A 15,042-nucleotide genomic window follows, 5' to 3' on the forward strand; every position below is an offset into this window, starting at 1 on the left:
GTTTTCAGCTGCTTGGGATTTAGTGCATTTGTCATAGATTCTCCAGACGTTGAAGTGCTTCTTCCCAAGGCAGGCGGCTTCCGGAATCTTGCATGGATTGATAAGCTGCTTTGGCAATGTCCTTGCCGATTAGGTCTTGTTCAATTATCTGTTCTACCAGCCATATTGTGCCTTTAACAATAACTGCCTCTTTTCTGGCTGCCTTGCGAAGAACCTCATCTCCCGTGAGCAATGAACATTTTTCTTGCTTGGCTAAAGCAAGGGAGAAGCAGTCGTAACGGCTAGGCCCAGAATAAGTATATGTCATCCGCATTGCTTCAATCATGCTTTCTGGGGTTAGCTCTGCTTGAATAAGACCCATATTCAGTAAGTGAGAATGCCGATGTGAAAGCTCATCGGCGAAAAGCATATCGGATACCTTGAATTCAAAGGGTAGCTTAAACATCAACTCCAAAAGCCCACCTGCTTCCATATCAATCAGTACATTAGCATCACTGATGAGTACTTGCATTTAGGCAGCTGCTCCTTCCATCATTTTATCCTTTCGGAACTGAGCAACGGGCATCTTCAGTAGTTCTGCTGCTTTGGAATCGGAAATCAGGCCTTCACCAGCACCACGATAGACCAGTTGTTCGAAAAGCAAGGTTTGTTCTTTCGGGTACGCTTGTCCAGGCTCTTCTTTACGCCAGCCGTTAGATGAAAACTGAATGAAAAGAGACTGATACTTCTGTTTGTTAAGGATGCCTAAATCTTGGCAACGGTAAAGAATGCTCGCCATGCTCAAGCCATATTCATGCTTCAGAAGGTAAAGCTCTTTCCAGTCGATGCTCTGGCGTACAGCACCAATGTGTTCAATAGCTCCTTCGCGGGGTAACAGGAACGAAGATGCAAAGCGGTTACAGGCCTGCTCCTCATCTATATTTGCTGGTAGTTTGTCATGGAGTAGTAGGTGCCCCAGTTCATGTGCCAGAGTGAAACGTTGCCTACAACCGGGCCACTGGTTCGATATGACAATAACTGGCTGACTTTCAACGCTCGCCTGCATACCATCAACCTTATCAGCATGATCTGACTCAGTCACGATAACCAGAATACCTTTTGATTCAAGCATATCGATCATTTCTGGCAAGGGGTTTAAACCCAGCTGCCAAACTTTGCGAACGGCGACACTAAATGCCTCTATGTCATCCAGAGTTGATACACTTGGCAGATTAGAAGGCGGTGTAAAGCTCGGAATAGGGAAGTCTGGCCAAAGATTCTTTAATTCAAACCATCGTTCTGCCTGATCTAATACATCCGCCGAAATTCTGTCTAAAATCTTTTTAGGGGTGTTAGCTTTTTTGCGGTATTCAATACCTGAGAGCTTAAAGCTATTAGGGCGAAAGAAAAATTCGGTACGAACTCCCAAAGCTTCAGCCATTTTTATCAGAACAGAGGAAGAGGGCATGCTGTCATTATGCTCGTACTTCTTGATCATGTTGGCGCTGACACCGGCAGTTTGTCCTAGCTTGGCCATGGATAGGCCAGCCGCACTGCGTGCTCGCTTGAGACGTTCACCTATCATATCGACCTCCGGTTTATGAAAATTAAAAATTACTCATAATTGTAAACCAGGGAGGCAATTTTCGCTAGCTGCTAAAGTCAGTATGGCAACTGTCCTTCAGGCTCAGAATCATTTTTTAGGTGTAATTCGGAACTCAGTGCGTTCCAATTGACGAAACGCTGACAAAATGGGCGAGTTTTGAGTAAGTTGACTAGTTCGAAGCCATAAAAATAAGGCTAAAAAGGGACTGTCAGTGTACCGAAATTGTACCGTTTGGAAATCCGTGAGGTCATCTGGTGCAGCGGTAAATACTTATCAATCTTTAATCTGCTGATTTTTAAGTATTTTTTAAGCTTGAAATGGTGGGCCCAGCTGGACTCGAACCAGCGACCAACGGATTATGAGTCCGTTGCTCTAACCAACTGAGCTATAGGCCCTTGAAAAGCGAGCGCCAATGATACAGAGAAGTATGCATTGGCGCAATATGTTGAACGCGTTGAGTTATTCGTCGAGGAAGCCACGCAGGTGATCGGAGCGGCTGGGGTGGCGCAGTTTGCGCAGTGCCTTGGCTTCAATCTGGCGGATACGTTCGCGAGTGACATCAAACTGTTTGCCAACCTCTTCCAGCGTGTGGTCGGTATTCATATCAATACCAAAGCGCATTCTGAGAACCTTGGCTTCACGAGCTGTCAGTCCGGATAACACGCTGCGTGTGGCTTCACGCAGGCCTTCTCCTGTGGCGGTGTCAACCGGTGAGGCCATAATGACATCTTCAATAAAGTCGCCCAGGCTTGAGTCTTCATCATCACCGATGGGAGTTTCCATGGAGATAGGCTCTTTCGCAATTTTGAGCACTTTACGAATTTTATCTTCCGGCATTTCCATTTTTTCTGCCAGTTCTTCAGGGGTGGGTTCACGACCCATTTCCTGTAGCATCTGACGGGAGATGCGGTTGAGCTTGTTGATCGTTTCGATCATGTGTACCGGGATACGAATGGTACGAGCCTGATCGGCAATCGAGCGCGTGATTGCCTGACGTATCCACCAGGTGGCGTAAGTGGAAAACTTGTAGCCACGACGGTATTCAAATTTGTCTACGGCTTTCATCAAGCCGATGTTGCCTTCCTGGATCAAGTCAAGGAACTGCAGGCCGCGGTTGGTGTATTTCTTGGCGATAGAGATAACCAGGCGTAAGTTGGCCTCGACCATCTCTTTCTTGGCGCGGCGGGCACGGGCTTCGCCAATAGACAGACGACGGTTTACATCTTTGATTTCTGAAAGGCTGATGCCGACATCATTTTCAATGTTGATCAGGCGGCGTTGGGCGCGTTTCAGGTCGTCCAGGCTTAGCTCGATTTTACTCGCCCAGCTCTGTTTGCCGCTGGCGAGTTTATCAAACCACTCCGGATTAGTTTCATTACCGGGGAAGCCGCTGATGAAATCTTTGCGTGACATGCCAGCACGCTGGGTGCAGATGCGCATGATGGTGCGTTCCTGCGCACGTACTTTTTCGATGAACTGGCGAATACGGCTGACCAGCATTTCGTAAAAACGCGGTGACAGTTTGATCGGTGAAAAGGCGATGCTGAGTTCTTCCAGAGCCAGTTTGGCTTCGGGGCTATCTTTACCTTTCTCATTCAGGCTCAGTAGGTAGGCATCCAGCTTTTCGCGGATAAGACCAAAGCGTTGACGAGCTTCTTCCGGATCTGGACCGCGTTCCTTTTCTTCATCGGCATCATCGGTGCTGTCATCGTCGTCATCGTCATCCGTGTCATCATCTTCTTCATCGATTTCATCGACATCGACTTCCTCTTCAGGAATGGGTGCGTCCGGATCAATGTAACCACTGAAAATATCGCTGAGACGGCCTTCTTCCTGTAGGGTGGCATCGTAGGCGGCCAGAATGGCCTCGACACTGCCTGGAAAATGTGCCAGCGCCATCATGACTTCGCGAATACCTTCTTCGATGCGTTTGGCTATTTCGATTTCGCCTTCACGAGTCAGCAACTCGACCGTTCCCATTTCGCGCATGTACATGCGTACCGGGTCGGTGGTACGGCCAGCATCAGATTCAACCGCGGCCAGAGCCGCAACGGCCTCCTCGTCTGCTTCTTCGGCGGAGTCACCTTCGGTCATCAGAAGCGTTTCAGCATCGGGTGCCTCTTCTGAGACGCTGATGCCCATGTCGTTAATCATGCGAATGATATCTTCGACCTGGTCCGGGTCGGCAATGTCTTCAGGCAGGTGGTCGTTTACCTCTGCGTAGGTGAGATAACCCTGTTCCTTGCCTCGTGCGATGAGTTCTTTCAGACGAGACTGCTGTTGGGATGTATCTGACATAGAGCCCCTGCAATGAATACTGATGTGAATGATGGATGGAAATGAAGCGCAATATTATAGCTGTTTCAGACCCGGCTGAACAGATTTAGCACCTTAATTCGTTATCTACTGTATAAAAGTAGAGCATTAACGGGTATTTGCCAAACTTGCTGCCGTATTTTTAACGTCCGGACAGGAGAAGTTGCTGCAATAAATTTTTTTCATCTTGAGTTAATGGGGTCTGTCGTTGTTTTTTCAAGAGCCGGTCAAGTTGATTTTCTGTGTGACGGCTTAATAAACGACTCAGTGCATCTCTTAGCTCAGTGAGTGAGTCGGCGCTCACAGGTACGGGCTCCAGATGGGATATTTCATTCAATATCATCAGGTAGGCTGCTCTTTGGCTGTCGTGTTGCCAGTCAACAAGCAGTGTGCCGAGGGAGTTGTCCGGGTGTTGGCGCAGATAAGTCAGGAGTTCGATGAGTAGATCAATGTTGGATTCCTGCAGATTACCCAGCGCTTCTGGATCTTTTAGCTCGCGAGCCAGGGCAGGGCGGTGTAATAGGATGGAAATAATCCGATTGACCAGGCTGACTGTTCGGCTACGAGGCGCTTGGCGCTGCACTGGTGCGGCAGTGCGTTCATCGTCTGGCAGGTCTCAGTTCAGGGTAGTCGCCATATTCCTGGTCCGAGAAGTCGTTGTGTTCCTGTGGTGTGTGTGTGATGGGGTGGCTGACCTTGTGAAGGTTAACCAGGCTGGCTAGTTGGTCAGCACTTAGGCCGGTGATTTCGCTGACTCGTTCCTGCATCATCTGTTGCAGTAGCCCGGGTTGCATGCTGCGAATTGGAGGGAGTGCCGCAGCGGCAAGCCGGGCGCGGTCATCCATGCTGTCCAGGTTGATTCCCTCAGACAGATTGTTGAAAAAGAATGTGCTCAAGGGGGTGGCGTTGAGGATGCGTTGCTCGAAGGCGCTTTGGCCTTCCTGGCGAATCAGGCTGTCGGGGTCTTCTCCCTCGGGTAAAAACAGAAAGCGCACTGATTTGCCATCCTGAAGTACCGGGAGGGCTATATCCAGTGCGCGCAGAGCAGCTTTACGGCCAGCCTGGTCTCCGTCAAAGCAGAAGATCAGTTCGGGTACCAGTTTGAACAGGCGTGTCAGGTGTTGCTCGGTGGTGGCTGTGCCGAGCGTAGCGACAGCCAGGTGATGCCATTTTGTGCCAGGCCGACGACATCCATATAGCCTTCAACAATCAGCAGTCTGTTCAGCTCGCGGTTGCTCTGTCGGGCTTCGTAAAGACCGTACAGCTCACGGCTTTTATGGAAGGTGTCGGTTTCTGGGGAGTTCAGGTATTTGGGTTTGTCGTCGCCCAGTACGCGTCCGCCAAAGGCAATTACACGTCCGCGCATGTCACGGATAGGAAACATGATGCGATCGCGAAAGCGGTCATAGTGGCGGTTTTTTTCTTCGTTGTGAATCACCATGCCGGCTTTTTCCAGCAGGTTGGCAACGTCCTTCTGGCTGCTAAAATGTTGCAGAAGGTTGTCCCATCCGGGTGGTGCGTAGCCGATTTGGAATTCTGAGGCGATCTGTCCTGACAGGCCGCGCTGTTGCAGGTACTGAACCGCTTTGTCTTTGGTGTTGGTGTTGGCGTTACGGAGTTGCTGGCGATAAAACTGGCTGGCCTGGTCTAGCAGTGAGATCTGCTGTTTGACCTGGTGATCACGTTCCGCTTGTTGTGGGCTTTGCTCTTCGCGCGGGATATCGACACCGGCGAGACGGGCGAGCTCTTCAACCGCTTCAGGGAAAGCCAGGCGCTCGTATTCCATTAGAAAGCCTATAGCGTTGCCGCCAGCACCGCAACCAAAGCAATAATAGAATTGCTTATCCGGGCTTACTGTAAAGGAGGGAGAGTTTTCTTTATGAAAAGGGCACAGCCCTGAGTAGTTTTTACCACTGCGGCGCAGTTTTACGCGGCTTTCGACCACGTCGGTGATGTTGATGCGGGCTAGTAAGTCATCAATAAAATATTGCGGTATTCGCCCTGCCATAATTACTCCGCTGTCATGTCCAGCGAAATTGCTGGCGTCAGAACCGGGCTTTCACTCGGGTAGAAACCTGACCCATATCGGCACGCCCTTGTACCCTGGGCTTGACTAGTGCCATAACCTGTCCCATCTGCTGCATGCTGGATGCGCCTGTGGCGTTGATGGCATCATCAATAATCTGTTCTATTTCACTATCACTGAGAGGTTGCGGCAAGAAAGTTTTAATCACCTCCAACTCTTGCTGCTCCTTGTCTGCCAGTTCCGGACGCTCAGCCGCTAGATACTGGGCAATCGAATCGCGACGCTGTTTGGCCATTTTGTCTAATGAGGCCAGTACGCGTGCATCATCCAGTTCAATGCGTTCATCTACCTCAATGCGATTGAGATCAGACAGGATCAGACGGATAGTGCCGAGTCGCACTTTATCCCTGGCGCGCATGGCGTCCTTCATCTGTTCTGTTATGTGTTTCTTCAGATCAGACATCTTGATTCCTGTTGTTGTGAACACCTGTTATGAACACTTGATGGGTTCGATTACAAGTCGGTTATTACAGTTAAAAAAATGTGTAGCGCTTAATTAGTACAGGCGAACGCGACGTGCAGTTTCACGTGATACTTTTTTAGCGTGACGCTTAACAGCTGCAGCGGCTTTACGTTTGCGCACTGTAGTTGGTTTTTCGTAGTGTTCACGACGACGAACTTCAGCCAAAACACCGGCTTTTTCACAAGAACGCTTGAAGCGACGCAGAGCAACGTCAAACGGCTCGTTATCTTTAACTTTTACTGCTGGCATGAATGCTCCTTCAGTAGATTGGGGTTAGGTTAATTCTTGATCAGTCAATTCATCCAGGGTGTTTGTGCTAAACAAACGGAATTTGGGCGAGTTTGTGATCAAGGTGCAAAATTTTACTGGTAGCGAGAGGCGAAGTAAAGCGACATAGAGATGAAATTCTGTTGAGTTTTGGTGATAATGCAGTCTTTCTTCTTCCTGCAGGCTGCGAGTGCCTGTTTTGACTGTGAGTGAGCTACAGAAATGCGTGTACTGGGTATTGAAACATCCTGTGATGAAACCGGTGTGGCGGTCTATGACAGTGAGCAGGGTTTGCTGGGTGATGCCCTTTACAGTCAGGTGGAAATGCACACTGAATATGGGGGGGTGGTACCTGAACTAGCATCACGTGATCATGTTCGCAAACTCATACCCCTGATTCGTGAAGTGATAGCCGAATCCGGGCTGGCGCTGACGGACCTGGATGCTGTTGCCTATACCGCGGGTCCCGGTTTGATTGGTGCCTTAATGGTCGGTGCCTCGACGGGACGTGCTCTGGCACTAGGCTTGGGTGTTCCGGCCATCGGCGTACATCACATGGAAGGGCATTTGCTGGCACCCATGCTGGAGGAATCGCCACCCACTTTCCCGTTTGTCGCGCTGCTGGTTTCGGGCGGACATACACAGCTGGTTCGTGTGGATGGCATCGGTGAATATCAATTGCTGGGTGAGTCGCTTGATGATGCGGCTGGTGAAGCCTTTGATAAAGCCGCGAAAATGCTCGGTCTCGAATATCCGGGTGGCCCATTGATTGCCAAACTGGCTGAGCAGGGTGATCGGACGCGTTTCCGGTTTCCACGGCCGATGACGGATCGTCCCGGGCTGGACTTTAGTTTTTCGGGCTTGAAGACCTTTACCCTGAATACCGCCCACGCCTGTCGTGATGCCGAGGGCGTGATTGATGCGCAAACCCTGGCAGATATTGCGGCGGCTTTTGAGGAAGCTGTAGTCGATACCTTGTCGATCAAGTGTCGCCGGGCGTTGCGTGATACCGGGCTGAAACAATTAATTATTGCGGGTGGAGTGAGCGCTAATCGGCGTTTACGTGAGAAATTGGCCGAAACAGTCGCTGTGGAAAAAGCCAGTCTTTATTATGCACGCCCAAGGTTTTGTACCGATAATGGTGCCATGATTGCTTATGCAGGTTGTCAGCGGTTGTTGGCGGGGCAGCAGAGTGATCTGACAATATTAGCCAAACCGCGCTGGCCAATGGATAGCTTGCCTGCTTTAGAGGTTAACTAGAAGCGATCTTCCTGACCTTTAAAAAGCCGTACCAGATTCAAGCGGTGGCGGGCAATCAGTATTAGTGAAATCAGTGCCATGGGGCTGATTAATTCAGGTGCTAATAACCAGGTCAATAATGGGGTTATCAGTGCCATCATTATTGAAGCCAGTGATGCGATACGTGTGACCCCGGCGATCAGTAGCCAGCTAAACAGTTGAGCCAGCATGAGTGGCCAGCTGAGGACCAGGCTACAGCCGAGAAAAGTGGCAATACCCTTGCCGCCCCTGTATGCCCCCAGTAAGGGGAAAAGATGACCCAGCACGGCCGCAAGGGCGCAAAGTCCGGTAATGCCCGAGGGCTGATTGGTGGCGATAGAAAGGTAGACTGCCAGAGCGCCTTTGCTTGAGTCACCCAGGAGCGTTAGGGTCGCAGCGACTCGGTTGCCGATTCTGAGTACGTTGGTGGCGCCAGGGTTACCGGAACCTTGTTGACGGGGGTCGGCGATCCCCATAAAGTTGCACACCAGTAATGCCGTCGGCACAGAACCCAGTAGATAGGCGAAGCTGATCAGGACAGGTTCCAATAAACTGTCGGTTAGCATAGCTGGCTCACAGTTTTCAGAGGTCAATAATGGATATAGTGTACATTCGTGGGTTGCAGGTTGAAACGGTTATCGGGATTTACGACTGGGAGCGTGAAATTCGTCAAACAGTCTGTATTGATCTTGATCTGGGCACAGATATTCGTACAGCTGCGCATGCGGATGATATCGACAGTACGCTCAATTATAAAAGCATTGCAGATCGGTTGATCACGTTTATTTCCGGAAGTGAGTTTTTGTTGATAGAAGCCTTGGCTGAAGAGATTGCTACATTACTTATGGATGAGTTTTCTGTGCCCTGGCTACGCTTGCAGTTAGGCAAGCCTGGAGCTGTACCTGAAGCACGCGATGTGGGCATTATTATTGAACGTGGAGAGAAGCGCTGATGGCTCAAGTCTTGTTGAGTCTGGGCAGTAATCTCGAACGGGAGCGCTATATTACCGCGGGGTTGGATGCTCTTGCTGAACTCTTCGGAGAACTGGCGCTATCGTCAGTCTACGAAAGTGAGTCGGTCGGTTTTAAGGGGAGTCCTTTCTACAATATGGTAGTGGCAATTCACACGACCTTGTCCGTGGCTGAGTTATCCCGTAAATTAAAACAGATTGAAGATAATAATGGACGTCAGAGAAATGGTCCGCGTTTCTGCTCACGCACCCTGGATATTGATATTTTAACCTACAATGACCGGGTGGGTGAGGTTGACGGCGTCTGTTTGCCACGTGATGAAGTCGATAAGAACGCCTTTGTACTCTGGCCTCTGGCGGAGTTGCTGCCTGATCAGTATCACCCGGTGCGTCACATGACTTATGCCCGTTTGTGGGCGGACTATGACCAGGATCAAAAGCTTTGGCCGGTTGATTTTGTCTGGCATGGTCGTCAGATTTCATACGCCAATACCAATATCGGATTGACTTGAATTGCGTATCCACATACTTTGTGCAGGGTATTTCTTTAACGCATTCATGAGAGTTTGACTTGAGCCGTATCATCCACTTCGTGAAAACCCTGCCGGGTTTTGTTTTCTCTGCCATTATGGCGGTTACCTTGGCCGTTTTTTTTGGGTGTATCACTGACCGTTTCATTGCTCTACGAGAGCGTGATTGACCGTGAGGCACAGCAAACCTCCGAAGCCATAGCCAATCATACCTTCAGTACCATGTTCATGATTATGAGCCAGGGCTGGACGCGTGCAGAGATGGAAGCCTTTGTAGATGCAACCCAGTCGGCTTATGCAAACAGTCCCTTTGAAATCGCTTTGTATCGCGGTGCTAAAGTAACAAGACTCTATGGTGAGGTGGCTCAGCGTCAATCAGACCAGGCTGTCGATCGTACCTTTGACGGTGCCGGTAGGCAGGTGCTGGAAGAAGCTGCGCAGATCCGTCGCCTTTATCCGGTTGAGGCACGTCAGGAGTGTCTGAGTTGTCATGCGAACGCCAGTCCGGGAGATGTGCTGGGTGTTATTGAGTTGCGACAGGATAAGCAGGCGATCAGCACAGAGATGCGCCGTGACTATATTATTCTCTTTCTGCTGTTTGGCGTCTTTACATTTTTAATTGCGTCGCTGATTTCAGCTTTTGCTTCACGGCGTATTAATGATTCGGTTGCCCAGTTTGGTAATCGATTGCGTTCAGTTAATAGTGTAACCGACTTTAAGCAGCTGGATATCAGTGATGTGGATTTATACTTTAAGGAGTTCAATAATACATTTGGCCAGATCAATGTGTTGATGGAGCGCTTAAAAGGGGTCGCGGTAGATAAGGATATTCTGGAGTTTGAAATTCGCCTGCTGAGCAAATTTATTATTACTTCCGAGGTGGTTAAGGACTGGCGGGACTTCATCAAGGATCTGCTGATTGATATCAATACGATCATCAAGGCACACACGCTGGTGACCATTTTTCAGGTCGAAGAAGAAGGCTATGAGCTGGAAGTGTTTTGGCATCTCGATGTGTGTGAAGTTACCAAACAGCAATTTGAAGCCGTGGTGACGCGCCAGTTGGGGAGTAATACCCATTACCATAGCGGTGTACCCATACTGAATATTATCCACCATGTTGCGTGTCCTGAAGTGATTGATGAGCAGGAAAAGCTCAGCCTGAGCTCGCATGATATTGAGCTACAGACCAAATCGCTGCTACTGGAAACACCGAAAATTGGTGGGGTGGTAGGCATTGGTGTGCAGTCTGAAATGGCACGTGATCCGATTCGACATATAGTCATCGACAGCATTCTCACCACGCTGTTGAATCTGGTGGGTTCGGTCAAGGCGATCTACAAATACACTAAGGATCTTGAGTACTATGCTACGCGTGATCCGCTGACGGCTCTGCATAATCAGCGCATGTTCCGTGAATTGCTGGGCTATGAAGTAGGGCGTGCATCCCGCCATGACGATGAGTTCAGCCTGCTGATGCTGGATCTGGATAATTTCAAGAACGTTAATGATCGCTACGGTCATGCCTTTGGCGATCAGTTCCTGCACGCGTTTGCCAAGGTGCTGGAAAATGCTGTGCGCCCGGGGGATTTTGTGGCGCGCTACGGCGGTGATGAGTTCACTATTATTTTGCCTGAGACCGGGGAAGAGCAGGCGCATACAGTTGCTCAGCGGGTTGCGGGATTACTGCAGAAGTTGGCACTGACAGCACCGGATGGCAGTAATGTTCGCGCCACTACGTCCATCGGTATTGCTATCTACCCTCGCCATGCTGATGATCCGCGTGATCTGTTTGTTGTAGCTGATAACATGATGTACAAGGCTAAGCGCAAGGGTAAAAATCAGATAGCCATTCCGGATGAGCATGAGATGGCTGAAGTGTTCAAGGCGTCGGTGAGAAAAATCTCATGGTGCTGGATGCACTGGAAGAGGAGCGCATAGTGCCTTACTTCCAGCCGATAGTAGATCTGGGAACCGGAGATGTGGCCATTCATGAGCTGCTCATGCGTATCGAGTTAGGTGATCGGATTGTTCCTGCAGGTGAATTTATTGATATTGCTGAGTCGATCGGTGTGGTACATAAAATGGATTATCTATTGATCGAAAAGGCCTTTCAGCAGATGCATGAACAGCAATATAAAGGCATGTTGTTCGTGAACTTGTCACCCAAATCACTGATTATAGGTGAATTTATCTCCCGGGTACGCCAGCTGGCTATGGAGTATGAAATAGAGCCGAAACGTATCGTGTTCGAGCTGACGGAGCGTGAAACTGTCAGTAACATGGCATTGCTGGAACGCTTTGTGCAGGATCTGAAGCTGGAAGGTTTTAACTTTGCCATTGATGATTTTGGTTCGGGTTTCTCTTCGTTCCATTATATTAAGCACTTCCCTATTGATGTGATCAAAATTGAAGGGGATTTTATCCGTAATATGCTTACCGATGATAAAGATATGGCGTTTGTTAAGAGTATTGTCACCCTGGCACATAATCTGGGTATTCAAACCGTGGCTGAGTTTGTTGAGGATCAGGCGGTTATGGATGCGGTCCGAGAGTTGGGTATCAATTATGGGCAGGGTTACTTTATCGGTCGGCCTTCACCGCAGCTTGCTTTGCCGGGTGGCACTGCAGAGTAGTTATCAGAAGCCTTCGGCCAGTTGCTGTTGCTGATCCTCCAGGGCTTTTCCCAGCGCCTTACCTTGTAAGCCCTGCAGTATAAAGGGCTCAGCTGAAACTTGTTGCAGTTGAGCCAACAACTGAAACAGGCGTGCATCTATTGATTTATGCATAGGTGGATGCAAGAGTCTGGATAGCCCTAACAGGGGAGCTGCTCGCTCAGGGGTGCGTATTAGTTTCAGGGCTTTGATCAGAGCCATGCGCTCTTTTGCACTGCTATGATCCAGTGTCGCCAACCTGGTATGCCAATCCATCAGGTCTCGGGCGCGCTGGCGAAAGCGATTTGGAACTTTCACTCTGTCACACAGGTTGTTCAGCTGTACGCTGGGCTCCTGTGTTAATGCTTGCTGACAAAGCAGGGCGAAACTGCTTTCGGCACTGGTGTCATTAGCTTTCAATTGTTGAAGTAGTTGTTGGCAGTGGCTGAAGTCAAGTTCACAAAAATCGGGTAACAGTTGTTCCAGTGCCTGAGCCTGGTCCAGGCAGTGCAGAAAAATAACTGGCTGTGTTGTTGCCAGGGCACGTTCAAATTCCATCCATACCCGCTCAGCACTCAAGTGACCCAGTTCACCACTGTGGCTGATCTGTTGCATCAGGGTTAGTGTTTCTGGAGCGATCTGGAAATTTAATGCGGCAAATCGGGCCATAAAGCGTGCTACACGCAGCACCCGTAAGGGGTCTTCGGCAAAGGCTGCTGAAACATGTCGCAGTTTACGTTGTTGCAGATCTTGCTGGCCGCCAAAGGGATCTATGAGAGTGCCATCAGGATGGACCGCCATGGCATTGATGGTCAGATCGCGTCGTTGCAAGTCTTGCTCCAGGGTAACCTCTGGGCTGGCATGGAAGGTAAAACCCTGATAGCCATGTCCGGATTTGCGCTCGGTGCGTGCCAATGCATACTCTTCACCGGTATCGGGTTTAATGAAGACCGGAAAATCTTTGCCTACTGGTCGAAACCCCTGTTGCTGCATAAGTTCGGGAGTGCCGCCGACAACTACCCAGTCACGGTCTTTGATTTCCAGCCCCAGTAGTTGATCGCGTACAGCTCCACCAACCAGAAAAATTTCCATCAGGATTGGCACAGCTCCGGAAACTGCAGTTTCCACTGCTCAAAGCCACCATCCAGACTATAGACCTCAGTAAAACCTTGTCCAGCGAGGAAATCGGCGGCTGACTGGCTGCTGATTCCATGATAACAATACACAATCAGAGCCTGGTTGCGGTCAGCCTGTTGCAGAAACACCGGCAGGTTGTCATTGTTCAGATTTTGAGCTTGTGGAATATGACTGCTGTTAAAGCTGTTCAGATCACGTATATCTACAACGGCAGCACCCTGCTCCAGCAGTGTGACGGCAGCTTGGGGTGCAAGGCTTTTAAATTGGCTCATCAGACAGTCTTCTCATGCGGTTTGGGTTGATAAGTGGGGCAGCTACAGTGGGTCAATTCTTGTGTTTCCAGGCAGAAGGCACTCAGGCTATAACCCCAGACACAGCCGGTGTCCAATGCGATAGTTTCTGGCTGCCCTGTGCTTCCCATCAACGCAGCCCAGTGCCCAAACAGCTGGCGACGGGGCAGGGGTGACTGGCGTCTGACATCATACCAGGGGTAAAACCCCTCTGGAGCACTATCTGCTTCACCATTGCCATGAAACTCCAGCTGTCCATTCGGTGTAATAAAGCGCATTCGGGTAAAGTAGTTGGTAATCAGACGTAAGCGCGGCCAGCCATCCAGGTCGTTATGCCAGGTATCTGGTTTGTTGCCATACATGTGATTAAAGAAATCACCGGCATCCTTGCTGCGCAGTACGCGTTCGACTTCCTGCGCACGTTTTCTGGCTTTACCCAAAGACCAGATATGCGGAATGCCGGCATGGGTTAAAATGTAGCCGAGCTTTTCGTCTTCCACCAGCAAGGGGCGAGACCTGAGCCAGTTCATCAGTTCATTACGATCAGGTGCTTCAAGTACCTGTTGCAGGGTACTGTTGCGTTTGTCGCGTGTCGCGCCATAATGCAGAGCCAATAGGTGCAAGTCATGATTGCCCAGTACGCACTGGGCACGCTCACCGAGCCCGGATACAAAGCGCAATACCTCCAGCGACTGTTGGCCACGATTGACTAAATCGCCGGCAAACCAGAGATGGTCTGTATCATTGAAGTCGATCAGATCAAGCAGCTGCCTCAGTTCATCATAGCAGCCCTGGATGTCGCCAATTGCATAAGTAGCCATAAATCCCCTGTGTTATCACTGAATCATACCCCAGATAGGTGATAAATTTCTAATCTAAGTAAAGCGTTTTTGCGTAGAATATAAAAGCATTTAATTCCTGAAAATTGAGGTGAGAGCATGGCTATTGCAACATTTGCCGCAGGTTGTTTCTGGGGTGTTGAGCTGACATTTTCAGCATTGAGTGGTGTTACGCAGACGGCTGTTGGCTATATGGGAGGGCATACCGACCAGCCGGACTATAAAGGGGTATGTGGCGGTGATACGGGTCATGCTGAAGTGGTGCAGGTGGTGTTCGATCCAGAGCTGATCAGCTATGAGACGCTCCTGGCGGTGTTCTGGCAGTGTCATAATCCCACCACACTGAACCGGCAGGGGCCTGATTTTGGTACACAATATCGCTCAGCGATCTTCTATGAGGATGAGGTGCAGCGCGTGCTGGCTGAACAGAGTAAAGCTGAAATGAGTGCGGCTGGCGTGTTTGCTCAGCCTATTGTAACGCAGATTCTACCCGCTGCGACTTTCTGGCGAGCGGAGGAGTATCACCAACAGTATCTGGCCAAGCGCGGACAGGGGCATTGCTCGTTCTGAAATTACGCGTTTGTTTGCTAGAATGGCGCGCTTCTCTTCTAGTGTTGGCTGAAACAG

At 49.8% G+C, this 15,042-nt stretch carries 18 protein-coding genes, 1 tRNA gene and 1 pseudogene; 6 read left to right on the plus strand and 14 right to left on the minus strand.

Annotated elements, in window-relative coordinates; translation table 11 throughout:
* Positions 1–31: 31 nt before the first annotated feature.
* The 10 genes and pseudogenes from LH51_RS09925 to rpsU form a co-directional block, all read right to left on the minus strand.
* Complete coding sequence (locus tag LH51_RS09925; protein ID WP_036521974.1) at positions 32–511, minus strand: PIN domain-containing protein; 480 nt, start codon at positions 509–511, stop codon at positions 32–34.
* Positions 512–1,564 carry a helix-turn-helix domain-containing protein gene (locus tag LH51_RS09930; protein WP_036521976.1) on the minus strand — a complete coding sequence of 351 codons (1,053 nt, stop codon included), beginning with the start codon at positions 1,562–1,564 and terminating at the stop codon, positions 512–514.
* Between the two features lie 339 nt (positions 1,565–1,903).
* Positions 1,904–1,980 (minus strand) — tRNA-Ile (locus LH51_RS09935).
* A gap of 64 nt (positions 1,981–2,044) precedes the next feature.
* The gene (rpoD, locus tag LH51_RS09940) at positions 2,045–3,883 is read right to left on the minus strand and encodes an RNA polymerase sigma factor RpoD (protein ID WP_036521978.1); all 1,839 of its coding nucleotides are present in this window, start codon (positions 3,881–3,883) and stop codon (positions 2,045–2,047) included.
* 160 nt (positions 3,884–4,043) lie between these two features.
* A complete protein-coding gene (locus LH51_RS20030; RefSeq protein ID WP_036521980.1) occupies positions 4,044–4,484 on the minus strand; it encodes a hypothetical protein in 441 nt (146 codons plus the stop codon).
* Between the two features lie 16 nt (positions 4,485–4,500).
* Positions 4,501–4,896 carry a hypothetical protein gene (locus LH51_RS22565; RefSeq protein WP_235263648.1) on the minus strand — a complete coding sequence of 132 codons (396 nt, stop codon included), beginning with the start codon at positions 4,894–4,896 and terminating at the stop codon, positions 4,501–4,503.
* Positions 4,897–4,911: 15 nt separating this feature from the next.
* A pseudogene (locus LH51_RS22570) lies at positions 4,912–5,061 on the minus strand (toprim domain-containing protein); the annotation flags it as partial.
* Entirely contained in the window at positions 5,016–5,909 is an 894-nt protein-coding gene (gene dnaG / locus LH51_RS22575) for a DNA primase (RefSeq protein ID WP_235263649.1), read from the minus strand. The gene dnaG and the pseudogene LH51_RS22570, both read right to left, overlap by 46 nt.
* A gap of 37 nt (positions 5,910–5,946) precedes the next feature.
* The gene (locus LH51_RS09955) at positions 5,947–6,390 is read right to left on the minus strand and encodes a GatB/YqeY domain-containing protein (RefSeq protein ID WP_036521982.1); all 444 of its coding nucleotides are present in this window, start codon (positions 6,388–6,390) and stop codon (positions 5,947–5,949) included.
* A 93-nt stretch (positions 6,391–6,483) separates the two neighbouring features.
* Positions 6,484–6,699, minus strand: a complete 216-nt coding sequence (gene rpsU / locus LH51_RS09960; protein ID WP_036521983.1) for a 30S ribosomal protein S21 — start codon at positions 6,697–6,699, stop codon at positions 6,484–6,486.
* Positions 6,700–6,939: 240 nt separating this feature from the next.
* Between rpsU and tsaD the strand changes: the two genes are divergently transcribed.
* Entirely contained in the window at positions 6,940–7,977 is a 1,038-nt protein-coding gene (gene tsaD / locus LH51_RS09965) for a tRNA (adenosine(37)-N6)-threonylcarbamoyltransferase complex transferase subunit TsaD (protein ID WP_036521985.1), read from the plus strand.
* Here tsaD and plsY read toward each other — a convergent pair.
* Positions 7,974–8,561 (minus strand): glycerol-3-phosphate 1-O-acyltransferase PlsY, encoded by a 588-nt coding sequence (plsY, locus tag LH51_RS09970; RefSeq protein ID WP_036522035.1) that lies wholly within the window; start codon positions 8,559–8,561, stop codon positions 7,974–7,976. The genes tsaD and plsY overlap by 4 nt on opposite strands.
* Positions 8,562–8,590: 29 nt before the next feature.
* Here plsY and folB point away from each other — a divergent pair, with 29 nt between their 5' ends.
* From folB to LH51_RS21415, 4 genes are all read left to right on the plus strand, one after another.
* Positions 8,591–8,947 (plus strand): dihydroneopterin aldolase, encoded by a 357-nt coding sequence (gene folB / locus LH51_RS09975; protein ID WP_036521986.1) that lies wholly within the window; start codon positions 8,591–8,593, stop codon positions 8,945–8,947.
* Positions 8,947–9,477 (plus strand): 2-amino-4-hydroxy-6-hydroxymethyldihydropteridine diphosphokinase, encoded by a 531-nt coding sequence (folK, locus tag LH51_RS09980; protein WP_036521988.1) that lies wholly within the window; start codon positions 8,947–8,949, stop codon positions 9,475–9,477. The genes folB and folK overlap by 1 nt, the downstream gene beginning before the upstream one ends.
* Positions 9,478–9,618: 141 nt before the next feature.
* A complete protein-coding gene (locus LH51_RS09985) occupies positions 9,619–11,436 on the plus strand; it encodes a GGDEF domain-containing protein (RefSeq protein ID WP_200881956.1) in 1,818 nt (605 codons plus the stop codon).
* Positions 11,403–12,131, plus strand: a complete 729-nt coding sequence (locus tag LH51_RS21415; RefSeq protein WP_200881957.1) for an EAL domain-containing protein — start codon at positions 11,403–11,405, stop codon at positions 12,129–12,131. Before LH51_RS09985 ends, LH51_RS21415 begins: the two co-directional genes overlap by 34 nt.
* Positions 12,132–12,134: 3 nt before the next feature.
* Here the strand turns inward: LH51_RS21415 and LH51_RS09990 are convergent, their stop codons facing one another.
* The 3 genes from LH51_RS09990 to LH51_RS10000 are packed head-to-tail and all read right to left on the minus strand — an operon-like array spanning position 12,135 to position 14,397.
* Complete coding sequence (locus LH51_RS09990; protein ID WP_036521989.1) at positions 12,135–13,241, minus strand: CCA tRNA nucleotidyltransferase; 1,107 nt, start codon at positions 13,239–13,241, stop codon at positions 12,135–12,137.
* Complete coding sequence (gene glpE / locus LH51_RS09995; RefSeq protein ID WP_036521991.1) at positions 13,241–13,558, minus strand: thiosulfate sulfurtransferase GlpE; 318 nt, start codon at positions 13,556–13,558, stop codon at positions 13,241–13,243. The genes LH51_RS09990 and glpE overlap by 1 nt, the downstream gene beginning before the upstream one ends.
* Positions 13,558–14,397, minus strand: a complete 840-nt coding sequence (locus LH51_RS10000) for a symmetrical bis(5'-nucleosyl)-tetraphosphatase (RefSeq protein ID WP_036521993.1) — start codon at positions 14,395–14,397, stop codon at positions 13,558–13,560. The genes glpE and LH51_RS10000 overlap by 1 nt, the downstream gene beginning before the upstream one ends.
* Positions 14,398–14,514: 117 nt before the next feature.
* On the opposite strand from LH51_RS10000, the gene msrA reads away from it, so the two are divergent.
* Positions 14,515–14,985 carry a peptide-methionine (S)-S-oxide reductase MsrA gene (msrA, locus tag LH51_RS10005; RefSeq protein ID WP_036521994.1) on the plus strand — a complete coding sequence of 157 codons (471 nt, stop codon included), beginning with the start codon at positions 14,515–14,517 and terminating at the stop codon, positions 14,983–14,985.
* Positions 14,986–15,042: the final 57 nt, after the last annotated feature.

The organism is Nitrincola sp. A-D6, from assembly GCF_000764495.1.
In the GTDB taxonomy this organism is placed as follows: domain Bacteria; phylum Pseudomonadota; class Gammaproteobacteria; order Pseudomonadales; family Balneatricaceae; genus Nitrincola.